At 63.7% G+C, this 17,814-nt stretch carries 19 protein-coding genes; 10 read left to right on the top strand and 9 right to left on the bottom strand.

The features are described 5' to 3' along the window. The first annotated feature begins 289 nt into the window (after positions 1-289). Positions 290-550, top strand: coding sequence for a DUF1344 domain-containing protein (locus IB272_RS01110; RefSeq protein ID WP_034801209.1), 261 nt, complete (start codon positions 290-292; stop codon positions 548-550). Between the two features lie 152 nt (positions 551-702). On the opposite strand, the gene IB272_RS01115 is transcribed toward IB272_RS01110, so the two are convergent. The 4 genes from IB272_RS01115 to IB272_RS01130 form a co-directional block, all read right to left on the bottom strand. Further along, the gene (locus IB272_RS01115; RefSeq protein WP_034801207.1) at positions 703-1,287 is read right to left on the bottom strand and encodes a histidine phosphatase family protein; all 585 of its coding nucleotides are present in this window, start codon (positions 1,285-1,287) and stop codon (positions 703-705) included. A gap of 47 nt (positions 1,288-1,334) precedes the next feature. Then, positions 1,335-2,153, bottom strand: coding sequence for an enoyl-ACP reductase FabI (fabI, locus tag IB272_RS01120; protein WP_034801205.1), 819 nt, complete (start codon positions 2,151-2,153; stop codon positions 1,335-1,337). Positions 2,154-2,361: 208 nt separating this feature from the next. Next, a complete protein-coding gene (locus tag IB272_RS01125) occupies positions 2,362-3,453 on the bottom strand; it encodes a DnaJ C-terminal domain-containing protein (protein WP_060516310.1) in 1,092 nt (363 codons plus the stop codon). Positions 3,454-3,672: 219 nt separating this feature from the next. Continuing rightward, positions 3,673-4,125: an RT0821/Lpp0805 family surface protein gene (locus IB272_RS01130; RefSeq protein ID WP_034801195.1), complete on the bottom strand. Its 453-nt coding sequence runs from the start codon at positions 4,123-4,125 to the stop codon at positions 3,673-3,675. Positions 4,126-4,196: 71 nt separating this feature from the next. Here IB272_RS01130 and pdxH point away from each other — a divergent pair, with 71 nt between their 5' ends. Both pdxH and IB272_RS01140 read left to right on the top strand, forming a co-directional pair. Then, positions 4,197-4,886, top strand: coding sequence for a pyridoxamine 5'-phosphate oxidase (gene pdxH, locus IB272_RS01135; RefSeq protein WP_082566261.1), 690 nt, complete (start codon positions 4,197-4,199; stop codon positions 4,884-4,886). A 30-nt stretch (positions 4,887-4,916) separates the two neighbouring features. After that, complete coding sequence (locus IB272_RS01140) at positions 4,917-5,492, top strand: GNAT family N-acetyltransferase (RefSeq protein ID WP_162728760.1); 576 nt, start codon at positions 4,917-4,919, stop codon at positions 5,490-5,492. A gap of 33 nt (positions 5,493-5,525) precedes the next feature. On the opposite strand, the gene IB272_RS01145 is transcribed toward IB272_RS01140, so the two are convergent. Then, complete coding sequence (locus IB272_RS01145; RefSeq protein ID WP_060584358.1) at positions 5,526-6,557, bottom strand: polysaccharide deacetylase family protein; 1,032 nt, start codon at positions 6,555-6,557, stop codon at positions 5,526-5,528. Positions 6,558-6,802: 245 nt separating this feature from the next. Here IB272_RS01145 and IB272_RS01150 point away from each other — a divergent pair, with 245 nt between their 5' ends. Beyond that, positions 6,803-8,080 carry a D-alanyl-D-alanine carboxypeptidase family protein gene (locus IB272_RS01150; protein ID WP_083523616.1) on the top strand — a complete coding sequence of 426 codons (1,278 nt, stop codon included), beginning with the start codon at positions 6,803-6,805 and terminating at the stop codon, positions 8,078-8,080. 25 nt (positions 8,081-8,105) lie between these two features. Here IB272_RS01150 and IB272_RS01155 read toward each other — a convergent pair whose 3' ends face one another. The 3 genes from IB272_RS01155 to IB272_RS01165 form a co-directional block, all read right to left on the bottom strand. Then, positions 8,106-8,762, bottom strand: coding sequence for a hypothetical protein (locus IB272_RS01155; protein WP_060603845.1), 657 nt, complete (start codon positions 8,760-8,762; stop codon positions 8,106-8,108). A 6-nt stretch (positions 8,763-8,768) separates the two neighbouring features. Then, positions 8,769-10,184, bottom strand: coding sequence for a metalloprotease TldD (gene tldD, locus IB272_RS01160; protein ID WP_060584148.1), 1,416 nt, complete (start codon positions 10,182-10,184; stop codon positions 8,769-8,771). A gap of 136 nt (positions 10,185-10,320) precedes the next feature. Continuing rightward, positions 10,321-11,517 carry a winged helix-turn-helix domain-containing protein gene (locus IB272_RS01165; RefSeq protein WP_060584146.1) on the bottom strand — a complete coding sequence of 399 codons (1,197 nt, stop codon included), beginning with the start codon at positions 11,515-11,517 and terminating at the stop codon, positions 10,321-10,323. Positions 11,518-11,649: 132 nt separating this feature from the next. Here IB272_RS01165 and IB272_RS01170 point away from each other — a divergent pair, with 132 nt between their 5' ends. The 5 genes from IB272_RS01170 to IB272_RS01190 are packed head-to-tail and all read left to right on the top strand — an operon-like array spanning position 11,650 to position 16,195. Further along, on the top strand, positions 11,650-12,330 hold the full coding sequence (locus IB272_RS01170) for an energy-coupling factor ABC transporter ATP-binding protein (RefSeq protein WP_060603842.1): 681 nt from the start codon (positions 11,650-11,652) through the stop codon (positions 12,328-12,330). After that, positions 12,324-12,929, top strand: coding sequence for an energy-coupling factor transporter transmembrane protein EcfT (locus IB272_RS01175; RefSeq protein WP_083523615.1), 606 nt, complete (start codon positions 12,324-12,326; stop codon positions 12,927-12,929). The genes IB272_RS01170 and IB272_RS01175 overlap by 7 nt, the downstream gene beginning before the upstream one ends. 36 nt (positions 12,930-12,965) lie before the next feature. Beyond that, positions 12,966-13,529 carry a biotin transporter BioY gene (locus tag IB272_RS01180; protein WP_060584143.1) on the top strand — a complete coding sequence of 188 codons (564 nt, stop codon included), beginning with the start codon at positions 12,966-12,968 and terminating at the stop codon, positions 13,527-13,529. Between the two features lie 4 nt (positions 13,530-13,533). Beyond that, positions 13,534-15,036, top strand: coding sequence for an AMP-binding protein (locus IB272_RS01185; protein ID WP_192444182.1), 1,503 nt, complete (start codon positions 13,534-13,536; stop codon positions 15,034-15,036). After that, positions 15,014-16,195 (top strand): thiolase family protein, encoded by a 1,182-nt coding sequence (locus IB272_RS01190; RefSeq protein WP_060584139.1) that lies wholly within the window; start codon positions 15,014-15,016, stop codon positions 16,193-16,195. Before IB272_RS01185 ends, IB272_RS01190 begins: the two co-directional genes overlap by 23 nt. A 188-nt stretch (positions 16,196-16,383) precedes the next feature. Here the strand turns inward: IB272_RS01190 and IB272_RS01195 are convergent, their stop codons facing one another. Beyond that, positions 16,384-16,785, bottom strand: a complete 402-nt coding sequence (locus IB272_RS01195; protein ID WP_034801160.1) for a thioesterase family protein — start codon at positions 16,783-16,785, stop codon at positions 16,384-16,386. A 16-nt stretch (positions 16,786-16,801) separates the two neighbouring features. On the opposite strand from IB272_RS01195, the gene IB272_RS01200 reads away from it, so the two are divergent. Beyond that, positions 16,802-17,773 (top strand): zinc-dependent alcohol dehydrogenase family protein, encoded by a 972-nt coding sequence (locus tag IB272_RS01200; protein WP_060584137.1) that lies wholly within the window; start codon positions 16,802-16,804, stop codon positions 17,771-17,773. Positions 17,774-17,814: the final 41 nt, after the last annotated feature.

Below are 17,814 nucleotides of genomic sequence, written 5' to 3' on the forward strand. Positions count from 1 at the left end.
CCCTCGATTCCCAACCAAAGGTAGCGAGCGAGTCTTAAGATTGGCTTTCGTCACAATTCCTTGGCAAACCCTATAATTCATGGGGAAACCACACCGCCGATACCCGGAGTTCGGCCCCTGCCCGCTTGAAAAATACGGTACCGCCGTCCAGTCTCCAGAGTTCGGATAGACCATCAAAAAAGCGGGGGCGTCCGGCCAAAAGCCACGCCGCAAGGCAATTTTTGCCACAATCGGGGATCAAAGGGGAGTGACAAGGATGTTCGCAGAAACGTTGAAGAGGGCAAGAAGAATGCGTTTTGTTATTGCCGCACTCATGGCCACCGCAGGGCTGCTCTCGCCCTTGTCCGCCCTTGCCGAAAGCGCCGACGTTGAAGCTACCATTACGGGTGTTGATACCGAAAGGCTGAGCCTGTCGCTTGACGACGGCAAGAACTATCAGGCGCCTGAGGAATTCAATTTCGAAGGCCTGAAGGCCGGCGTGAAGGTTCTCGTCTTCTACACGGAAGTGGACGGCAAGCGGGTCATCAACGATCTCGAAATCGTTCAATAGAAAGCGCGGCCTTACAGGCCGCTGCGCGGTTCGCCCGAACCGGATTTCCACATTTCTGAAAAATGACCTTTATCGGATGCCCCTCGCGCGGGCATCCATGTGAAGCGCTTTGGCGCGTCGTTGCGCCAATCTACGCCCGACGCTTCAGGCTATCAGACCCAGCCGATGGCATTGCCGGAGATGCGCAGAAGGCGGTCCTGCGGGATCGCCGCGGTCGCGGCCTCCTCGGCTTCCATTTCCCCGAAAAGCTTGAAGAGCACGCGAATGACGCCGCCGTGACTGACGCAGACCGTCGGCTTCGTCACGTCCCTGAGCCAGGCGGCTATGCGCCAGGACAGAATTTCGTAACTCTCGGCATCCTCACCGGGCGGAATGAAGTCCCATTTCACCGCGCGCCGCTCGGCGATCCTCTGTGGCGCCGAGCGCTTGAGTTCGGGCAGCGTGTGCCCTTCCCAATCGCCGAAGGAAACTTCCTTGAGCCGCTCGTCGGTGCGGTAGGCGTCCGGATCGAGCCCCATGGCCCGCCGGACACGCTCCATGGTCTCGCGCGTGCGGCCGAGCGGACTGGCGACGAAGTCGAAATGCCGGGCATCGGCGCCGAGGATGCCTCCAAGCGCCACGCCGTTGCCGGTCGCCTGCTGGCGACCGAAATCATTGAGAGGGATATCCTTTTGCCCCTGGAGCCGGCTTTCGGCGTTCCAGTCGGTCTGTCCGTGACGGATCACATAGATCAGCACAACATGTCTCCGGGCAGCAGGCTGCCGAATCCGACTTGGCGGTTCGGTCAGTCCTTGATCACGGAGATATCGGGCGCATCCACAGCCTTCATGCCGACGACATGGTAGCCGCTGTCGGCGTGGTGCACTTCACCGGTAACCGAGCGCGACAGGTCCGAAAGCATGTAGAGGCCGACGTCGCCGACTTCCTCGATGGTGACGGTGCGGCGCAGCGGCGCGTTGTACTCGTTCCACTTGAGGATATAGCGGAAGTCACCGATGCCGGAGGCGGCCAGCGTCTTGATCGGGCCTGCAGAAATCGCGTTGACGCGGATGTTCTTGGGGCCGAGGTCGACGGCGAGGTACTTGACGCTTGCTTCCAGGGCAGCCTTGGCGACACCCATGACGTTGTAGTTCGGCATGACCTTTTCGGCGCCGTAATAGGTCAGCGTCAGCATCGATCCGCCGTCCGTCATCAGCTTTTCAGCGCGACGGGCAACCGAAGTGAAGGAGTAGACCGAGATCTGCATCGTCTTGGCGAAGTTGTCGGCCGAGGTATCGACGTAGCGGCCGGTCAGTTCGTCCTTGTCGGAGAAGCCGATCGCATGCACCACGAAATCGATCTTGCCCCACTTCTTCTCAAGCGCGTCGAAGACCGCGTCGATGGTGGCTTCGTCGCTGACGTCGCAATGGCCGGCCATGAAGCCGTCGATTTCCGCGAGCAGCGGCTCGACGCGCTTTTTCAGAGCGTCGCCCTGATAGGTCAACGCAACTTCACCACCCTGCGCGTGGATGGCCTTGGCAATGCCCCATGCGATGGAACGGTTGTTTGCAACGCCCATGATGACGCCGCGCTTGCCCTTCATCAGACCGGATGCCTGAGCCATGGTAAGTCCCCAATACTATTCCAGCATCGGCCGTCGCCGGTGCCAAAGATCAAAAATGTCACAGACGCCCCACGAGAACGGGTGCGGCAAAATGTCGAGAATTGCCTATGGCATAGCCGCAAGGGTGGTTCAAGCACGGCTGAGATCAGGAACTGTTAGTCCCCGTAATATTGGTTCAGTGTGTCAGCGAACTGTCACAAATGGCCTGTCACAGATAGAGGCCGTCGCGCTGCGACTTCATCAGATCGGTGATCTTGTCGTCGGGCGCCTCGGGCAGGACCAGCCGCAATTCGACCAACAGATCGCCATGCGTACCATAAGCACCGGGCATCCCCCTGCCCGCAAGGCGGATGACCTTGTCGGAACCGGACCAGGCCGGCACGACCACCGTAACCTGCCCGACCGGGGTTTCGAGCACCTGTTCGCAGCCGAGCACGGCGCCCTGCAGATCGATCGGCAAGGTGGTCATGAGATCGAGGCCGCGGGCGCGGAACGTCCCGCCCTGGTCGACCCTGAGCGTGACGACGACGTCGCCACGGGTCATGCCCGTCACCCGATAGCCCTGCTCTGCCAGACGAATGCTCTGACCGTCGACGGCACCCGGAGGGATCTGCACCTTCAGGCTTTCGCCGTCGGGAAGCTCGACGGAGAGGCGCTGGCGGTTGATCAGGTCGTCAATACTGACAGCGAGATCGACAGGAAGATCCGGGACCTTCTCGGCCGTCTTTGCCGCGCGACCCCGGATGCGCCGGACGATCGCCGCCACAAGCTCGGCGGCCGGTGCGGCTGCACGCTGCATCAGCGGAGTTTCTGTCTTGAGAGCGCTTTCCTGCTGCGGTTCGGGGGCTGGTTCCGGCTTGCTTTCGGACGCCTGGGCCGGGCGCTCCGGCTCCTTTGCTGCCGCAGCCGGCTTGGGCGATGGTTTCGGCGTCGGCTTCGGCGATGGGCGGGCCGACTTGCTGCGGGTCTCCGCGCCGAAAATCTGTGAAATGGCGTCCTCGGCGGTCTCGGCGTCGACCGGCGCCTCTTCCTGAGGCCGCATCTTTGCCTTCATCGCCTCCATGCGACGAAGCTCGGCTTCGCGGCGCGCATAGTCGTAGCGGCTTCTGAGCTTCGGGTCGCGCAGCAGCTCATAGGCCTTGCCGGCCTCGGCAAAACGCTCCGCGGCGTTGGGATCGTCCTGGTTATGGTCCGGATGCACGGCCTTTGCCAGCGAACGCCAGGCGGCCTTGATTTCATCCTGCCCGGCATTGCGCCGTACCCCGAGGATCACATAGGGATCACGCATGGTTTCTACCATCTTCTCTGATCGGCGGCCTCTCCCTGATGCCCGCCTTTGCCCCGATTGCAGGCGCCATTGTCGCCCGTCCACTGAACGCCGATGATCCGGAGAAGTTGCTAAATAGTGGTTAGCCACGCGGCCTCATGTGGCCGTTGAGACGGCAACGCCGGCCGTCATGCGCGCATTTGCCAAAACGTGGTTAATCACCGATTTCAACGGCTTGCGTCGAACGCTCGCTCAGGCGCGCGGGCCGAAGCTCGTCAGATACCAGGCGCCGTCGCCGCCCTGGCAAGTGCTGCCGTCGAACTTGGCGATGCCTTCGTAGGAATGACGCGTCGTGGTGAAGCGGCGGCAGAGCATGCCGCTGGCGCGGTCTTCCTGGATGCTGCTGATGACACCGGCACTGCCGGAGGTCGCATTGGCCCAGGGAATAGGATTGATGGCGCCGCTGTTGAGCTCGGCCGATGTCACGGCGTTGCGAACCATCACCGCATCGGAAAGGCCATCGGAGGTCTTGGCAACGGGAACTGTGCCCGTCGAAACCGTGCGGTCGACTCCGCTGCCGAAAAGGTCGAGGCCAGCCCCCATGCAGCCGGACAGCGCCAGGACCGGCAGGCAAATTGCCGCGCTACGCAGCAAGGCGAAGGAATACCCCTTCTTGGCGTCGATCCACTTTGCTATGTCTTGCACGGCAATCCTGTCAGACTCGCTGGAGCCGCACGTTTCTCGACAAGGTCAACATACAGGCTCCGACATTTTCGATGCGGAAACACCGGTCGGGCTCATCCCGAAGTATTTCCGCGCCAGACATCACGGCATTGGAACGCAATATGGCGGCGAATGAGTTAACAAGCGGTGACTTCACCGAATCAAATGAACCCTTTTCCCTGTTTGGCACATGGCTGAAGGACGCGGAAGGTAGCGAGATCAACGACCCGAATGCGGTGGCGCTCGCAACCGTCGATGCCGACGGACTGCCGAATGTCCGCATGGTGCTGCTCAAGGGTTTCGACGAGCGCGGCTTCGTTTTCTACACGAATTTCGAAAGCCAGAAGGGTGAGGAGATCCTCGGCGCCCGCAAGGCGGCGATGTGCTTCCACTGGAAATCGCTGCGTCGGCAGGTGCGCGTGCGCGGCCCGGTCGAGATCGTCACCGACGAGGAGGCCGACGAGTATTTCAAGAGCCGGCCGCGCGGCAGCCGCATCGGCGCCTGGGCCTCGAAGCAGTCGCGGCCACTCGAAGGCCGCTTCGCGCTGGAAAAGGCCGTTGCCGAATACACGGCCCGCCACGCGCTCGGCGAAATCCCGCGCCCAAGCTATTGGTCGGGCTTCCGCATCTGCCCGACGTCGATCGAATTCTGGCACGACCGCCCCTTCCGGCTTCATGACCGGATGGAGTTTCGCCGCGAGGCACCCGAAGGCGGCTGGGAAAAGGTGCGTATGTACCCATAACCCGCGCGTCCGTCGCAAGAGAGGCGCCAGATGCAATCACGACGCTCGGCTATGCAGGTGGCCGAGCGGATTTTGTCTTTTGCCCGGCCCGAGCCGGGCATTTTCGTTGAGTGCCTATTGATAACGATCGATGTTCGTGACGCGACGCTCGACGATATAGCCGGTTGTCACCGCTGCCTCGATGACGTCGCCCAGGAAGGCCGCTGGCTTTCACGGCTAAGCGCACCACCCTTCGACGGATGCCGCATACATGACAGTCCTGCATCGCGCCCGGGCGCCCAGATCGTTGCTGTCGACGATCGCGTGGTCGGCTGGTGCGATATCCGGCTGGATGCCTCGCCCGTTCGGCGCATGTCGGGACCGTGGGCATGGGGCTCCTCGGTATCTATCGTGGGAAGGGAATTGTACGCCGCCGCCTGCAACTGCGATGCAACGCGCTCGCGAAGCGGATTGGAACGCATCGAGCTTTCCGTCCTTCATGAGAACGCCGCTGCCCGGGCGTTTTACGCGCAGTTTGACTTCCAGATCGAAGGCCGTCGTGTTCGCGACTGGAAACACGACGGTGTTTACCAGGACAGCATTCTCATGGCTTTTGCCTTCAATTGACGTCGAAGCACTCGGCTGCCCAAGTCGCCTTTTCTAGCCGGCCGCCAGGCGGAACGGTATGCCGGAGGCCAGAGCCGAAACGTAGCGGGCGCGCTGGAAATGGCCGTTCAGAGAAATGCGCGGTAGCGCATAAAGGCTGGCTTTCGCGCGAGCGATGAGCGTGCCGGGTTGGGTGGTGACGGCCAGGGTGAAACCCAAATCGGCGACGATGCGGTGGTCGCGTGCGGATACCGCCGGTGCGTCGCCATAGGGATAGGCGAAAGTCTGGGGCGGCCGACCGGTGATCGCCTCGACGCGCCGCAGCGATCCCTCGATCTCCCGCCGCGCCTCAGCATCCGTCAGGCGCGCGACCGCGCGGTGGCTGATCGTGTGGGCGCCGAGGCTCGCGATAGGACTTTCGATCAGGCGCCGCAAACCGGCCTCGTCCAGTGTGAGGCGTTCGGTTATCGCCTGCGGATCGATGCCGCCATCGAGGGCTGCAGCGTTCAAGGAAGCGATCGCCTTTGCCTCATCATGGCCGTGAATGAACGCCGCAATGCGATTGAAGACGGCCTGCCTTTCGGCCGTGGTCGACGCCTGCAATGTTTCTACGCCACGGCCGAAGTCAAAGCGCAGCTTCTCGCGCGTTGCGAGCATATCGGCAAGCGTCTCCCACCAAAGCGTATGGGTGCGATCGACGAACCCGCCGGTAACGAACACCGTGAATGGCGCCTGGTGGCGCTGGAAGACCGGCAACGCGTGCTCGAGATTGTTCCGGTAGCCGTCATCAAGGGTAAAGCAGGCGACCGGCCCACCTTTGGCGGCCAGCGCCTCCGGCAAGTGTTCGAGCGGGGTGAAGCGATAGCCGTCGCGCTTCAGCGTCCTCAACGCGACATCGAGGAATTCCGGCGTGATTTCCAGGTGCGCATTGGGATCGAAGGCACGGGCAGATTTCGGCCGGACATGATGCAGGGTAAAGATCGCCCCCTGCCCGCGCGCGCCGGCAATCAGCCCGGCGCGGCTCAGCCCCCCGGCGACTTCCAGCCCACCGGCAATTGCGGCGCGGCGAACAATTGTCCTGATCATGCCCTTGATGGTCGCCCCCAAATCTGGCCCGCGAGGTTCCGGCGCGGACTATCAGCCTGGAAAGTTAACGGCGAGGGCGTTAAACCTTGTTGAACGGGGAGAGCGTTCATCGGCCATTTACCACAACCTCGAAAACAAGGTCGGCTCGCCACATTCCGCCCTAAAGTTGCAGCAAAGACACGGATCTTGTCACAAAACGAAACAGCTTTGCGCCTTGCCGAGGGCGCTACTCGACGGGGATCGATATGAAAACTTTGCGCTGCCTCCTGCTGGCGACCTTCGCACTGGCGCTCGGGACGGCGACAGCCGTCGCCGGAAGCGCCTCGCTGGTGCTCGATGCGCGCACCGGCAAGGTCCTCTCGTCTGAAAACGCCGATGTCCTCAATCATCCTGCCTCCCTGACCAAGATGATGACGGTCTATATGGCCTTCGAGGCGCTGAAGAGTGGCAAGCTTTCCTGGGACAGCAAGATCAAGGTTTCGAAGGCGGCGGCTGCCAAGCCGCCGATGCGGCTCGGCCTCAAATCCGGCATGACGATCACGGTGCGCGAGGCGGTCCTCGGCATGATCGTGCGCTCGGGCAACGATGCCGCGGCAGCGATGGCCGAGAAGCTCGGCGGCTCCGAGGCGAATTTCGCCCGCATGATGACCGCCAAGGCGCGTCAGCTCGGCATGAGCAAGACCATCTTCATCAATGCCTCCGGCCTGCCTGCCAGCAAGCAGGTGACGACGGCGCGTGAAATGTCGACGCTCGCCGTGGCGCTGATGCGCGACTTCCCCAGGGAGTACCGGCTGTTTGCGACCGAAAGCTTCAATTTCCGCGGCCGCAAGGTGCGGGGGCACAACAACCTGATGTACCGCTACGACGGCATGGACGGCATCAAGACCGGCTACACCAACGCCTCCGGCTTCAACCTCGTCAGCGCCGTCAAGGACGGCAATCGCCGGGTGGTCGGCGTCGTTCTCGGCGGCAAGACGGCGCGCAGCCGCGATGCCAAGATGGCGGCCCTTCTCGATCGCCATGTCGGCAAGGCAGCCAAGGGCGGAAGGCAGCTGGTGGTATCCACGCGCGGCGGCAAGACGGTCGAAGCCCCCGTCGAAGTGGCCGCGGTCGCGACATCCGAGGTTCCGATGCCCTACACCGCACCGCAGCGGGCCAAGCGGGATTCGGTTGCTGCCCTGATTACAGCGACATCGACGGCCGCCATCCCCGCGGAACGGCCGACGGAGCTTGCCGAGATCGAAACGACGGCTGCAGTTCCGGCTGCGTCAGGCGGCTGGCAGATCCAGATTTCGGCGGCGCCATCCGCAGAGGCTGCGCGCATGCTGCTGGCGCAGGCGCGCTCGGAAGCCGGTGCGCCGCTCGCGGGCGCCACGCCCTACACGGAAGCCGTCGGTAAGGGTGCCAAAGCGATCTACCGCGCCCGCTTCGTCGGCTTTTCGAGCCGCGACGCGGCAGCAGCAGCCTGCGATGCCCTCAAAGAGCGCTCCTATGACTGCATGATGCTGCCGTCGCGCGGCTGATTGGCCGCCGGCCTCAGAGCCTTCGTCACTCTTGCACGACGGCTCTACGGAAGCGGTTGGCGAGCCACCAGTCGCACTGCTCCTGGCTATAGCCAAGCAGCAGCCCCTCCTCGCGCTCGTCTTCTGCCGTCCATGGGCGCCAATTGCAAAAGAGCTGGTGGCAGCGTTGCCTGAAGCGCGCGAAACGCCACTCTTCCTCCGGCAACGCATAGGTGAGGTAGAGAACCCTTTGCTCCTTCTCGCCACCGGTCGTTGTCGGGCACATCCGCGAGAACTCGAACATGTCCGCAAGCAAAGTTCCGTCGGCAACGTGCGGCGCGAACAACTCTTTGGTTTCGGCAAGCCAGGGCGACGCGGCATCGTCGCTGAAGAAGGCGAAGGGCTTGCGCCCTTCCAGCATCAGCGGAAGCTCATAGCCGGTGTGTACCAGATAGGGCACGGTATCGAGCGCATGCGGCCGCCGAAGCTCAGCTTCCTCGCCTGTTTCTGGCAAGGCAAGCCCGACGGCCGACGCCAGCAGCGTCAGGTCGTCTTGATCCAGACGGTAGCAGGCATGATCCAGGAAGACGCCGTTGCGCAGGTCCAACGCCCGCGCGATCTCGGTGGCATCGCGATCAAACCTCAGTTCGTGCGTCGGTGTGGCGGTCTTCGGCGACAGAAAGGACAGCTTGAAGACCGCCATCGGACCTTACGCCTGCGTGCCGCCGACGGTGATCTGATCCATGCGCAGATGCGGCTGGCCGACGCCGACCGGTACCCATTGGCCGGCCTTGCCGCAATTGCCGATGCCGGTGTCGAGCTTGGTGTCGTTGCCGACCATGGTGACACGCTTCATCGCGTCCGGACCGTTGCCGATCAACATCGCGCCCTTCACCGGTGCGCCGATCTTGCCGTTTTCGATCAGGTAGGCCTCGGTGCAGCCGAAGACGAACTTGCCGGAGGTGATGTCCACCTGGCCGCCGCCGAAGGAGACGGCATAGATGCCCTTCTTGACCGAGGCGATGATTTCCTCCGGCGTTTTGTCGCCGGAGAGCATGTAGGTATTGGTCATGCGCGGCATCGGCACATGGGCATAGCCCTGGCGACGACCGTTGCCGGTCGGCTGCATGCCCATCAGCCGGGCGTTCTGCCGGTCCTGCATGTAGCCGACGAGCTTGCCGTCCTCGATCAGCACGTTGTAGCCGGACGGCGTGCCCTCGTCGTCAATCGAGATCGAGCCGCGGCGCGCCTCAATCGTGCCGTCGTCGACGACGGTGACGCCCTTGGCAGCCACCTGCTGGCCCAGCAGGCCGGCAAAAGCCGAGGTCTTCTTGCGGTTGAAGTCGCCTTCCAGGCCATGGCCGACGGCTTCGTGTAGCATGACGCCCGGCCAGCCGGAGGCAAGCACCACGTCCATGGTGCCGGCGGGCGCATCGATCGCTTCGAGATTGACGAGTGCCTGGCGCAGCGCCTCGTCGGCGCCCTGCTTCCAGTTTTCCGCGGTGACGAAATCGCCGAAGCCGCGACGCCCGCCGGTGCCGAAGGAGCCGCTTTCCTGGCGATCGCCTTCGCCGGTGACGACGGAGATGTTGATGCGGGTCATCGGCCGGACGTCATGGACGCGGTGACCATCGGCGCGAAGGATATCGACGACCTGCCAGCTAGCGGCGATGGTCGCCGTCACCTGACGGACCTTCGGATCCTTGGCGCGCAGATAGGCGTCGATTTCCTGGAGCAGCGCGACCTTCGCCTCGAAGCTCGGCTCGCCGATCGGGTTTTCGTCGCCGTAGAGTTTCTTGTTGGTACGCTGCGGGGCTGCGGCATAGGAGCCGGCATAACCGCGGGTCACCTGCGCCACCGCATCGGAAGCACGGCGCAGCGCCGAAAGCGAAAGTTCGCCGGAATGGGCGTAGCCGACCGCTTCGCCGGCAACGGCACGCAAGCCAAAACCCTGGTCGGTATTGAAGCTGCCGCCCTTGAGCCGGCCGTTGTCGAAGGAAAGCACCTCGGCCTGCGCATGTTCGAGGAACAGTTCGCCGTCGTCGGCACCGGCGAGCGTTTCCGAGAGAACCTTGCGGACCGTTGCGTCGTCGGCATCGAAGAGGCTCATCAGATCGGTGTTCATAGTGGCACGCTCCCGCGTCAGGAATTTCTATCGCCTCCATTTAGGAACGCAGCGGGTTCAAGCCAAGGAAAATATCACGGGCCGCATGTTTCCTCGATCCGCACCGATCGACGCAAGCATGCAGCGGCTCAAGTCGCTACAGCGACGTATTCCAGCCGTCGAGCCGTTCCACCCGCTCGACGCCGGCGAAGCGGGCAACCCGATCGAGCTCGGCATCGATGCGTTCCAGGCGCCCTGCCGAGACGCGGACGCCCTTTTCGAGCCAGAGCTTGCGGACATCGAGGCTGCCGCGCTTGCGGTCCGCCTTCATGTCGATGCGGCCGATCAACCGGTCGCCCTCGATCAGCGGGAAGACGTAATAGCCATATTCGCGCTTGGCCTCGGGCACGAAGATCTCGATGCGATAATAGAACCCGAACAGGCGCTCGGTACGATTGCGGTCGCGCAGCAGCGGATCGAAGGGGCTCAGCACCCGCACCCGGCCCGGCGGCTCAGGGATATCGCCAAGTGCGTCCGGGAATCCAGCGAAGGCGTAGGCGACACGTGGGCGTCCGCCATCGATCGCTTCGATCTGCACTTCCACGAGTTCGTCGCGATGCTCCGCCACCCAGGTCTTGGCCTCCTCGGGCGACACCAGATCCCAGAAGGCTGCAATCTCGCCATGGGTGGCAAAGCCGAGACGCTCCAGCGCACTGCGGCAAGCCCAGTCGATGAACTCCGGATGGCTGACGTCATCCTCGTTGTGGTGCGGCGGGATCACTCTTTCCGTGAGATCGTAGACCTTCTGGAAATTCTCGCGCCGCGCGATCGCCAGCTTGCCCGTGCGCCACAGCACTTCCAGCGCCGTCTTCGACGGATGCCAGTTCCACCAGCCGCCAGACTGGTGTTCGGCTTCCTTCAAGTCTCGGGCGAGCACCGGGCCGCCTTCGGCAATACGCTGATAAGTGTCGTCGCAGCCTTTTTCAAAGCCTTCGCCACGCCACGCCTTCCACCGCTCGACGATCGTCTCACCTTCCCATTTGAAGCGGTGCTTCCAATAGCGGAAGAAGCTGCTTGGAATGATCGAGGCATCGTGGGTCCAATGCTCGAAGAGGTCGCGATCGTCCTCCAGCAGCGCCGTCAGATGCTCTCGACGATAGGTCTGGTTGCGGGAAAACAGGATCTGGTGATGGGCGCGCTCCACCGTGGCGATGCTGTCTACCTGCACGAAGCCGATGTCGTGGATGAGCTTCAAGAGGCCTTCCTTGCCGAGCGCGCGGTTGGGCGCGCCTGAAAGGCCCTGCTTGGCGAGGAAGATGCGACGGGCGTCGCTGTTGGAAAGGCGAATCGTCATGACGATAACAATAGGCTTTTATTCCCATAATTCAAATACCGCATCGGTCCGCGGACTGCATTGCCCTTGTTGTCGCACTTGGCCTATAGAGCAACCCGAAAACGGCGCGGGCCGGAGACAGCGAGGAACGGAATGGACATCCGCTTTACCGATTGCGCGGTCCGCTTCGGCGAGCGGGTGGCTTTGCACCCCTTGACGCTCACGCTCAACGAAAAACGCATCGGCATCATCGGCCTCAACGGTTCCGGCAAGACAACCTTCGCCCGGCTGATCAACGGTCTGGTGAAGCCTTCCTCCGGCGGCGTTACGGTCAACGGGCTCGATACGATCAAAGACGACCGCGCCGTGCTTTCCGAGGCCGGCTTCATCTTCCAGAATCCGCACAACCAGCTGATCATGCCGATCGTCGCCGAGGACATCGCCTTCGGGCTGAAAAACCGCGGGCTTTCGCGCGAAGAAGTCGACCGCCGCATGCAGGCAGCACTTTCGCGCTTCGGCATCGAACACCTGGCAAGGCGACGCGTGCATGAGCTTTCGGGCGGAGAAACGCAGCTCGTCGCCATGGCGAGCGTCGTCGTTACCGATCCGAAGATCCTGATCCTCGACGAGCCGACGAACCAGCTTGACCTCAAGAACCGCCGCCGTGTCGCCGCGGCGATCGACGACCTGCCGGAGGATACGGTGGTGATCACCCATGATCTCGGGCTCGTCGAGAATGTCGAACGGCTATTGCTCTTCCACGAGGGCCGCCTTGCCTTCGACGGCAACCCGCAAGACGCGATCCGCCGCTATCACGAGATCGCCGGATGCTGACGAGCCTGCACATCGAGGGCAACAGCTTGCTCCACCGGCTGCCGGTCAGGGTCAAGCTGATGGCACTCGTGGCGTCGAGCATCGGCCTTTTTTTGAGCGCTTCGCTCGCGGTTCAGGCGATCGCCTTCATCGTGGCCGCCGCTCTTTATCTCTGCGCCGGCCTCACGCCCAAGGAGGCGCTGAAGCGCGTCGGCTTCGTCTTCCTGACGATCTTCTTTCTGGCGGCCGTCAATCTCTTTTACCTGTCCATTGCCGAGGTCGCCACGTTAACCTTGCGGCTGATGGCGCTGGTTCTGTTTGCAGCCGCCGTCACGGCGACGACGACGATCAGCGCCTTCATGGACGAGATCACCATCCTCTTGAGCCCGCTGGAACGGCTGGGCTGGCTGAAGGCGGCCGATGTCAGCCTGGCGCTCGGGCTCGTACTGCGCTTCGTCCCGGATATCTTTGCGCGCTATCAGGCAATCCGCGAAGCCCATCGCGCCCGCGGACTGCCCGTCCGGCCGTTGACGATCATAGGGCCGCTGATCATCCTGACGCTGAAAGATGCCGACACGATTGCTGCCGCGATTGACGCGCGCGGATTTCGCCGTCAATAAATTCGCGAATTCTAAAAAACAGGGAAGCGGAACTACATGAATACCAGAGATCTCGTGCTCATCGCCCTCTTCGCCGCGATCGTCGTCGTGCTCGGCTTCATTCCGCCGATCACGCTCGGCTTCATTCCTGTCCCGATCACTGCGCAATCCATGGGCGTCATGCTCGCCGGCTGCATTCTCGGCGCGAGGCGCGGCGCGCTCGCCTTCCTGCTGTTCCTGCTGCTGGTCGCCATCGGCCTGCCGGTGCTTTCGGGCGGCCGCGGCGGCCTTGCGGTCTTTGCCGGCCCGTCGGGCGGCTTCATCATCGGCTGGGTCGTTGCCACCTTCGTCACCGGCCTGATCGCCGAGCGCACCGTGCGCGAAGGCCAGGCCGAAACGCGCCAGTTCATCGGCTTTTTCCTCGCCTCCGTCCTCGGCGGTATCGTCGTGCTCTATGCGATCGGCATGCCCTGGGTTTCCGCCGTCACCGGCACCCCGCTCATGACCGTTGCTGCCGGCTCGCTCGCCTTCATTCCGGGCGACCTGCTGAAGGCTGCGATCGCGACGCTTGCCGCACGCGCGGTCTACGCCGGCTATCCGCTGTTGCCGGCCCGCGCCTGAGCCGATGCCGTTTGCCGCCGCGATCCATCGCCACGCGCAAGACCACCCGCATGCCCCGGCCTTCCAAATCGAGGGCCGGGTTTTCACTTTTGGTGACCTCGCACGCATCGCCGGCGCACTTGCCGAACGTTTCGGAGACTTGGTTGGGATTGCCGAACGCCGCAGCGTGCTCGGCGACCGCTCTCGCCTGATCGCACTGGAGACGGGCAATCATCCGCTCTTCGCCGCTGCCTTCCTTGCCGCCACTAGCGGCGGCAACTGCGTCGCGCTGATCGATCCGCATCTGCCGGAGGCGACGCGCCAGACGATGCACGATCGCCTTTCGCCCGATCTCATTGTCAGGGCCGATGGCGCCAACCTCTCGCTCCATGCGCCCGCAAGCGGCAAAACGCGAACCTTTCGCGAGACCGACGGCAACGAGCGAAAGCCGCTCGCAATCGGCGACGACACCGAGCCATTCCTGATCGTCTTCACCTCGGGCACGACAGGAACGCCGAAAGCGATCATCCGCGATCGCGGTTCGTGGCGCAGAAGCTTGGCCACGGGCGAACCCTTCTTCGGCATCGACCGCGCCACTCGCACCTTTGCGCCCGGTCCGCTCGCGCACGGGCTGACACTTTATGCGCTTGCCGAAACCCTTGTCGCCGGCGCCGAATTCATCGGGGCCGCGCATTTCGAGGCCTCCCGGGCGATGTCCATCGTCGAGGCGAAAGAGGTCAAGCGACTGGCGCTGGTGCCGACGATGCTGCGGCGGCTCTGCGCTGCAGCCGCCGACCGGCCGCAAACATCCGTCACCCAGATCACCGTCGCCGGCGCCAAGCTGACCGAAAACGATCGCGACAGCGCGGCACTCGCGTTTCCTCAAGCCGATATCATCGAATATTACGGCGCCTCGGAACTGGGCTTCATCAGTGTTGCGACCAACGGCGACACCGCTTCGGCCACCGCCGTCGGCCGTGCCTTCCCGGGTGTTACGCTCAGCATTCGCGACGACAGGGGGGGCGAAATGCCAACCGGTGAGACGGGCACGATCTTCGTCGACAGCGCCCTCATATCCGACGGGTATGTCGGCACCACCGATGGTGCCGGCTTCCGTCGTCTCGGGTCGCTGGCGACGGTCGGCGATCTCGGCTTCCTCGATGAGTGCGGCACCCTGCACCTCCTCGGCCGGTCCGGCGGCATGGTGCTTTCGGGCGGCAACAACATCCACCCGCAGGAAGTGGAAGCCGCGCTGACCGCAGATCCCGGCGTGCACGCCGCTCTCGTCCTCGGGCTCGACCACCCGGATCTCGGCAGCGAACTCGTCGCCGTCATCGAGCCGGAAGGCGGTATGTTTGATCGAGAAGCGCTTGAGCGTCATCTCGCCGCCCACCTGCCGCGCTATAAGCATCCGCGCCGCATCTGGCTCTGCCTGAATATGCCGATGACGCAGTCGGGCAAGGTGGCGGCGGGCACGCTCAGACAATGGATCGCGGATGGAAACGATGCTCTCGAACTCATCGACTGACCCGGCACGCATACCTGTCATTATCGCCGCTCTCCGCACACCGATCGGCCGCGTCAACGGCACGCTTCGCGATATCGAACCGTCGCAGCTGGCGGCACCGCTGATCGCCCGTATTCTCCGCGATACCGGTGTAAAGGCGAGCGAGATCGACGACGTTCTTCTCGGAAACGCCGCCAACAGCGCCGGCAATCTCGCCCGGCTCGCCGCCCTCGAAGCCGGCCTGCCGGTCTCGACGCCGGGTATCACCGTCGACCGCCAATGCGGTTCCGGGCTGGAGGCGATCACCCTTGCCGCACGGATGATCCAGGCGGGCGCCGGCCGTTTCTATCTGGCCGGCGGCACCGAGAGCGCCAGCCGTGCGCATATCCGCCTGAGACCGCCGCTGGAGCGCGGCGGCGAACTCGCGCCGGTCAAGCGCGCCCGCATGGCACCAGACGAGACCGGTGATCCGGATATGGGCGTCGCCGCCGAAAACGTCGCGACCGCCTGCAAGATCTCCCGTGAGCGTCAGGACGCCTTTGCGCTTCAAAGCCACCGTCGCTCGGTCGAGGCTGCCGTTGCCGGCCGCTTCGCCCGCGAAATCGTGCCGGTCGAAACGGCGGCAGGCTCTGTGTCGCGCGATGAGTGCCCTCGTGCCAATGCTTCGCTGGAGACGCTGCAACGGCTGAAGCCGGTCTTCGTCGAGGGCGGGACGGTAACGGCCGGCAATGCCTGCCCGATCAACGACGGCGCGGCGGTGGTGCTGGTGACGAGCTTTGCCGAGGCCCAACGACTTGGCGTTTCCTTCGCACTCGAATTCGTCGATGCGGCGACCGCGGGCGTCGATCCCAATCTGCTCGGGCTTGGCCCGGTCCCGGCAATGCAGAAGCTGAAGGCACGGCAATCCGCGCTCGATCCGGCAAAGGTCGATTTCATCGAATTCAACGAGGCCTTCGCCTCGCAGGTGCTCGGCAGCCTCGACCAACTCGATATCGCCGCGGAAAGGGTCAATCTCGACGGCGGCGCCATCGCACTCGGCCATCCCTATGGCGCCTCGGGGGCGATCCTCACCGTCCGGCTTTTCTCGCAGATGCTGGCATCGCCGAAAGGCACGGAAGGACTGGCGATGATGGGCGTCGGCGGCGGCATGGGCATCGTCACCCTGTTTCGCGCGGTTTAGGCGGCGCAATTCCGAACGGAAAACCGCTTCGCATAGTACGCGACAATGGTCTGGTAACGAGATAGATACCCCCTCTGCCCTGCCGGGCAGAGGGGGTGGCGCCTTTTGCCTGGACGGGCCAAAAACACCATGAAAGCTGGAGCGTCGTCTATTGTGACGGCTTCGCGCTTTTCCTGGAATTGCTTTGGCTAGACCGAGTAGGCCGCCAGCCATTCGCGCGTCGCCGTCGGCAGCGGCAGCGGCGTGTGTCGCTGCGGATCGACCGCGACCCAGACGACCTCGACTTCGGCAGCGAGTTGGCCGCGTGCTTCGACCTTGACGACAAAACTGATCGAGCTGCCGCCGACCTTCGCCACGTTGACGGTAAGACGGGCCGGCTCGTCGTAGCGCAGACCACGGTGATAGACGCAGGCCGAGCGGCGCACGAGATAGCTCGGCTCGTTCACCACATGCGGACGGTGACGCCAGAGGCTGGAAAGCGCGGCCTCGGCGTGGGCATAATAGGCGGCATTGTGCATGTGGCCGTGCATGTCTATATCGCGAAACGGAATCCGGATTTCCGTGACGTTCTCCAGCTCCCTGCCGTCCATGCGAGGCTCCCTGACGATGCGCTCCACCCTCGTTAGCCAGTTCGGCGATCCCCGGCAAGTGATTGCGATGGTCGACGCCGGGCGCGTGGCGCCTGCGGCGGGCGAAGTCGAGGTGGCGCTGTCGCTTGCCGCCATCAACCCGTCCGATCTCATCCCGGTGACTGGCGCCTATAGCGCCCGCACCACGCTGCCCTTCGTGCCGGGCTTCGAAGGCTTCGGCACGGTGACGCGCGTCGGCCCTGGCGTGACGTCGTTGAAACCCGGTGATCGCGTGGTGCCCATCGGTGCCAGCGGTCTCTGGCAGGAATATCTGATCCGGCCGGCCGAATGGTGTTTCGCCCTGCCCGACGACATCGGCGAGACCGATGCGGCCACCTGCTACGTCAATCCGCTGACGGCGCTGCAACTGGTCGAGGCGCTGCGCCAACATTTCGGCCCGCTCGGTGGCCGCCGTATCGGCGTCAACGCGGCTGGGTCGGCGATCGGCGGCATGCTGATGAAGCTGCTGGCCGGCGAAGGCGCGGATGCCACCGGGATCGTCCGCAGCGCGCGTAGCGCCGAGCGGCTGGCAACCGAGGTCCCCGGCCACATCGTGTTTGTCGACGAGGGCCGCGTGCCGCAGCTTCGCTTCGACGCAATCATTGACGCCGTTGGCGGTCCGCTTGCCGGCGATCTCATCCAGCGCACGCTCGAACCGGGCGCCGCCTTCATCCAGTATGGGGCGCTCAGCGGCGTTCCGGTGCCGCAGGCGGCGATCCAGGCGCGGCCGGACATCCGCTTCTCCTTCCTGTGGCTGCGGACCTGGGTGCATTCGGCCGGGCGACCCGTGATCGAAGCGGCCTTTGCCAAGAGTTTCGAAGGTTTGCGATCGGGTCTCTTTTCCAGCCGCATCGCCGAAATCTATCCGCTAAGCAGGCTCGACGCGGCGCTCGCGCATCAGGCGGATCCGAGCCGCGACGGCAAGCTGCTCATCGATCCGCGCTGTTGAAAATTGCGCCTTTCGACCGGCTCGCCATGGACCTTGCAGGG

It is taken from the genome of Ensifer sp. ENS08, assembly GCF_014852195.1.
GTDB classification, from domain to species: Bacteria; Pseudomonadota; Alphaproteobacteria; order Rhizobiales; family Rhizobiaceae; genus Ensifer; species Ensifer adhaerens.

Coding starts and splice junctions, on each gene's coding strand:
- IB272_RS01110 (WP_034801209.1), top strand. CDS start 290: ATGCGTTTTGTTATTGCCGCACTCATGGCCACCGCAGGGCTGCTCTCG.
- fabI (WP_034801205.1), bottom strand. CDS start 2,153: ATGGCTCAGGCATCCGGTCTGATGAAGGGCAAGCGCGGCGTCATCATG.
- IB272_RS01125 (WP_060516310.1), bottom strand. CDS start 3,453: ATGGTAGAAACCATGCGTGATCCCTATGTGATCCTCGGGGTACGGCGC.
- pdxH (WP_082566261.1), top strand. CDS start 4,197: ATGCGGAAACACCGGTCGGGCTCATCCCGAAGTATTTCCGCGCCAGAC.
- IB272_RS01140 (WP_162728760.1), top strand. CDS start 4,917: ATGCAATCACGACGCTCGGCTATGCAGGTGGCCGAGCGGATTTTGTCT.
- IB272_RS01145 (WP_060584358.1), bottom strand. CDS start 6,557: ATGATCAGGACAATTGTTCGCCGCGCCGCAATTGCCGGTGGGCTGGAA.
- IB272_RS01150 (WP_083523616.1), top strand. CDS start 6,803: ATGAAAACTTTGCGCTGCCTCCTGCTGGCGACCTTCGCACTGGCGCTC.
- IB272_RS01155 (WP_060603845.1), bottom strand. CDS start 8,762: ATGGCGGTCTTCAAGCTGTCCTTTCTGTCGCCGAAGACCGCCACACCG.
- tldD (WP_060584148.1), bottom strand. CDS start 10,184: ATGAACACCGATCTGATGAGCCTCTTCGATGCCGACGACGCAACGGTC.
- IB272_RS01165 (WP_060584146.1), bottom strand. CDS start 11,517: ATGACGATTCGCCTTTCCAACAGCGACGCCCGTCGCATCTTCCTCGCC.
- IB272_RS01170 (WP_060603842.1), top strand. CDS start 11,650: ATGGACATCCGCTTTACCGATTGCGCGGTCCGCTTCGGCGAGCGGGTG.
- IB272_RS01175 (WP_083523615.1), top strand. CDS start 12,324: ATGCTGACGAGCCTGCACATCGAGGGCAACAGCTTGCTCCACCGGCTG.
- IB272_RS01180 (WP_060584143.1), top strand. CDS start 12,966: ATGAATACCAGAGATCTCGTGCTCATCGCCCTCTTCGCCGCGATCGTC.
- IB272_RS01185 (WP_192444182.1), top strand. CDS start 13,534: ATGCCGTTTGCCGCCGCGATCCATCGCCACGCGCAAGACCACCCGCAT.
- IB272_RS01190 (WP_060584139.1), top strand. CDS start 15,014: ATGCTCTCGAACTCATCGACTGACCCGGCACGCATACCTGTCATTATC.
- IB272_RS01195 (WP_034801160.1), bottom strand. CDS start 16,785: ATGGACGGCAGGGAGCTGGAGAACGTCACGGAAATCCGGATTCCGTTT.
- IB272_RS01200 (WP_060584137.1), top strand. CDS start 16,802: ATGCGCTCCACCCTCGTTAGCCAGTTCGGCGATCCCCGGCAAGTGATT.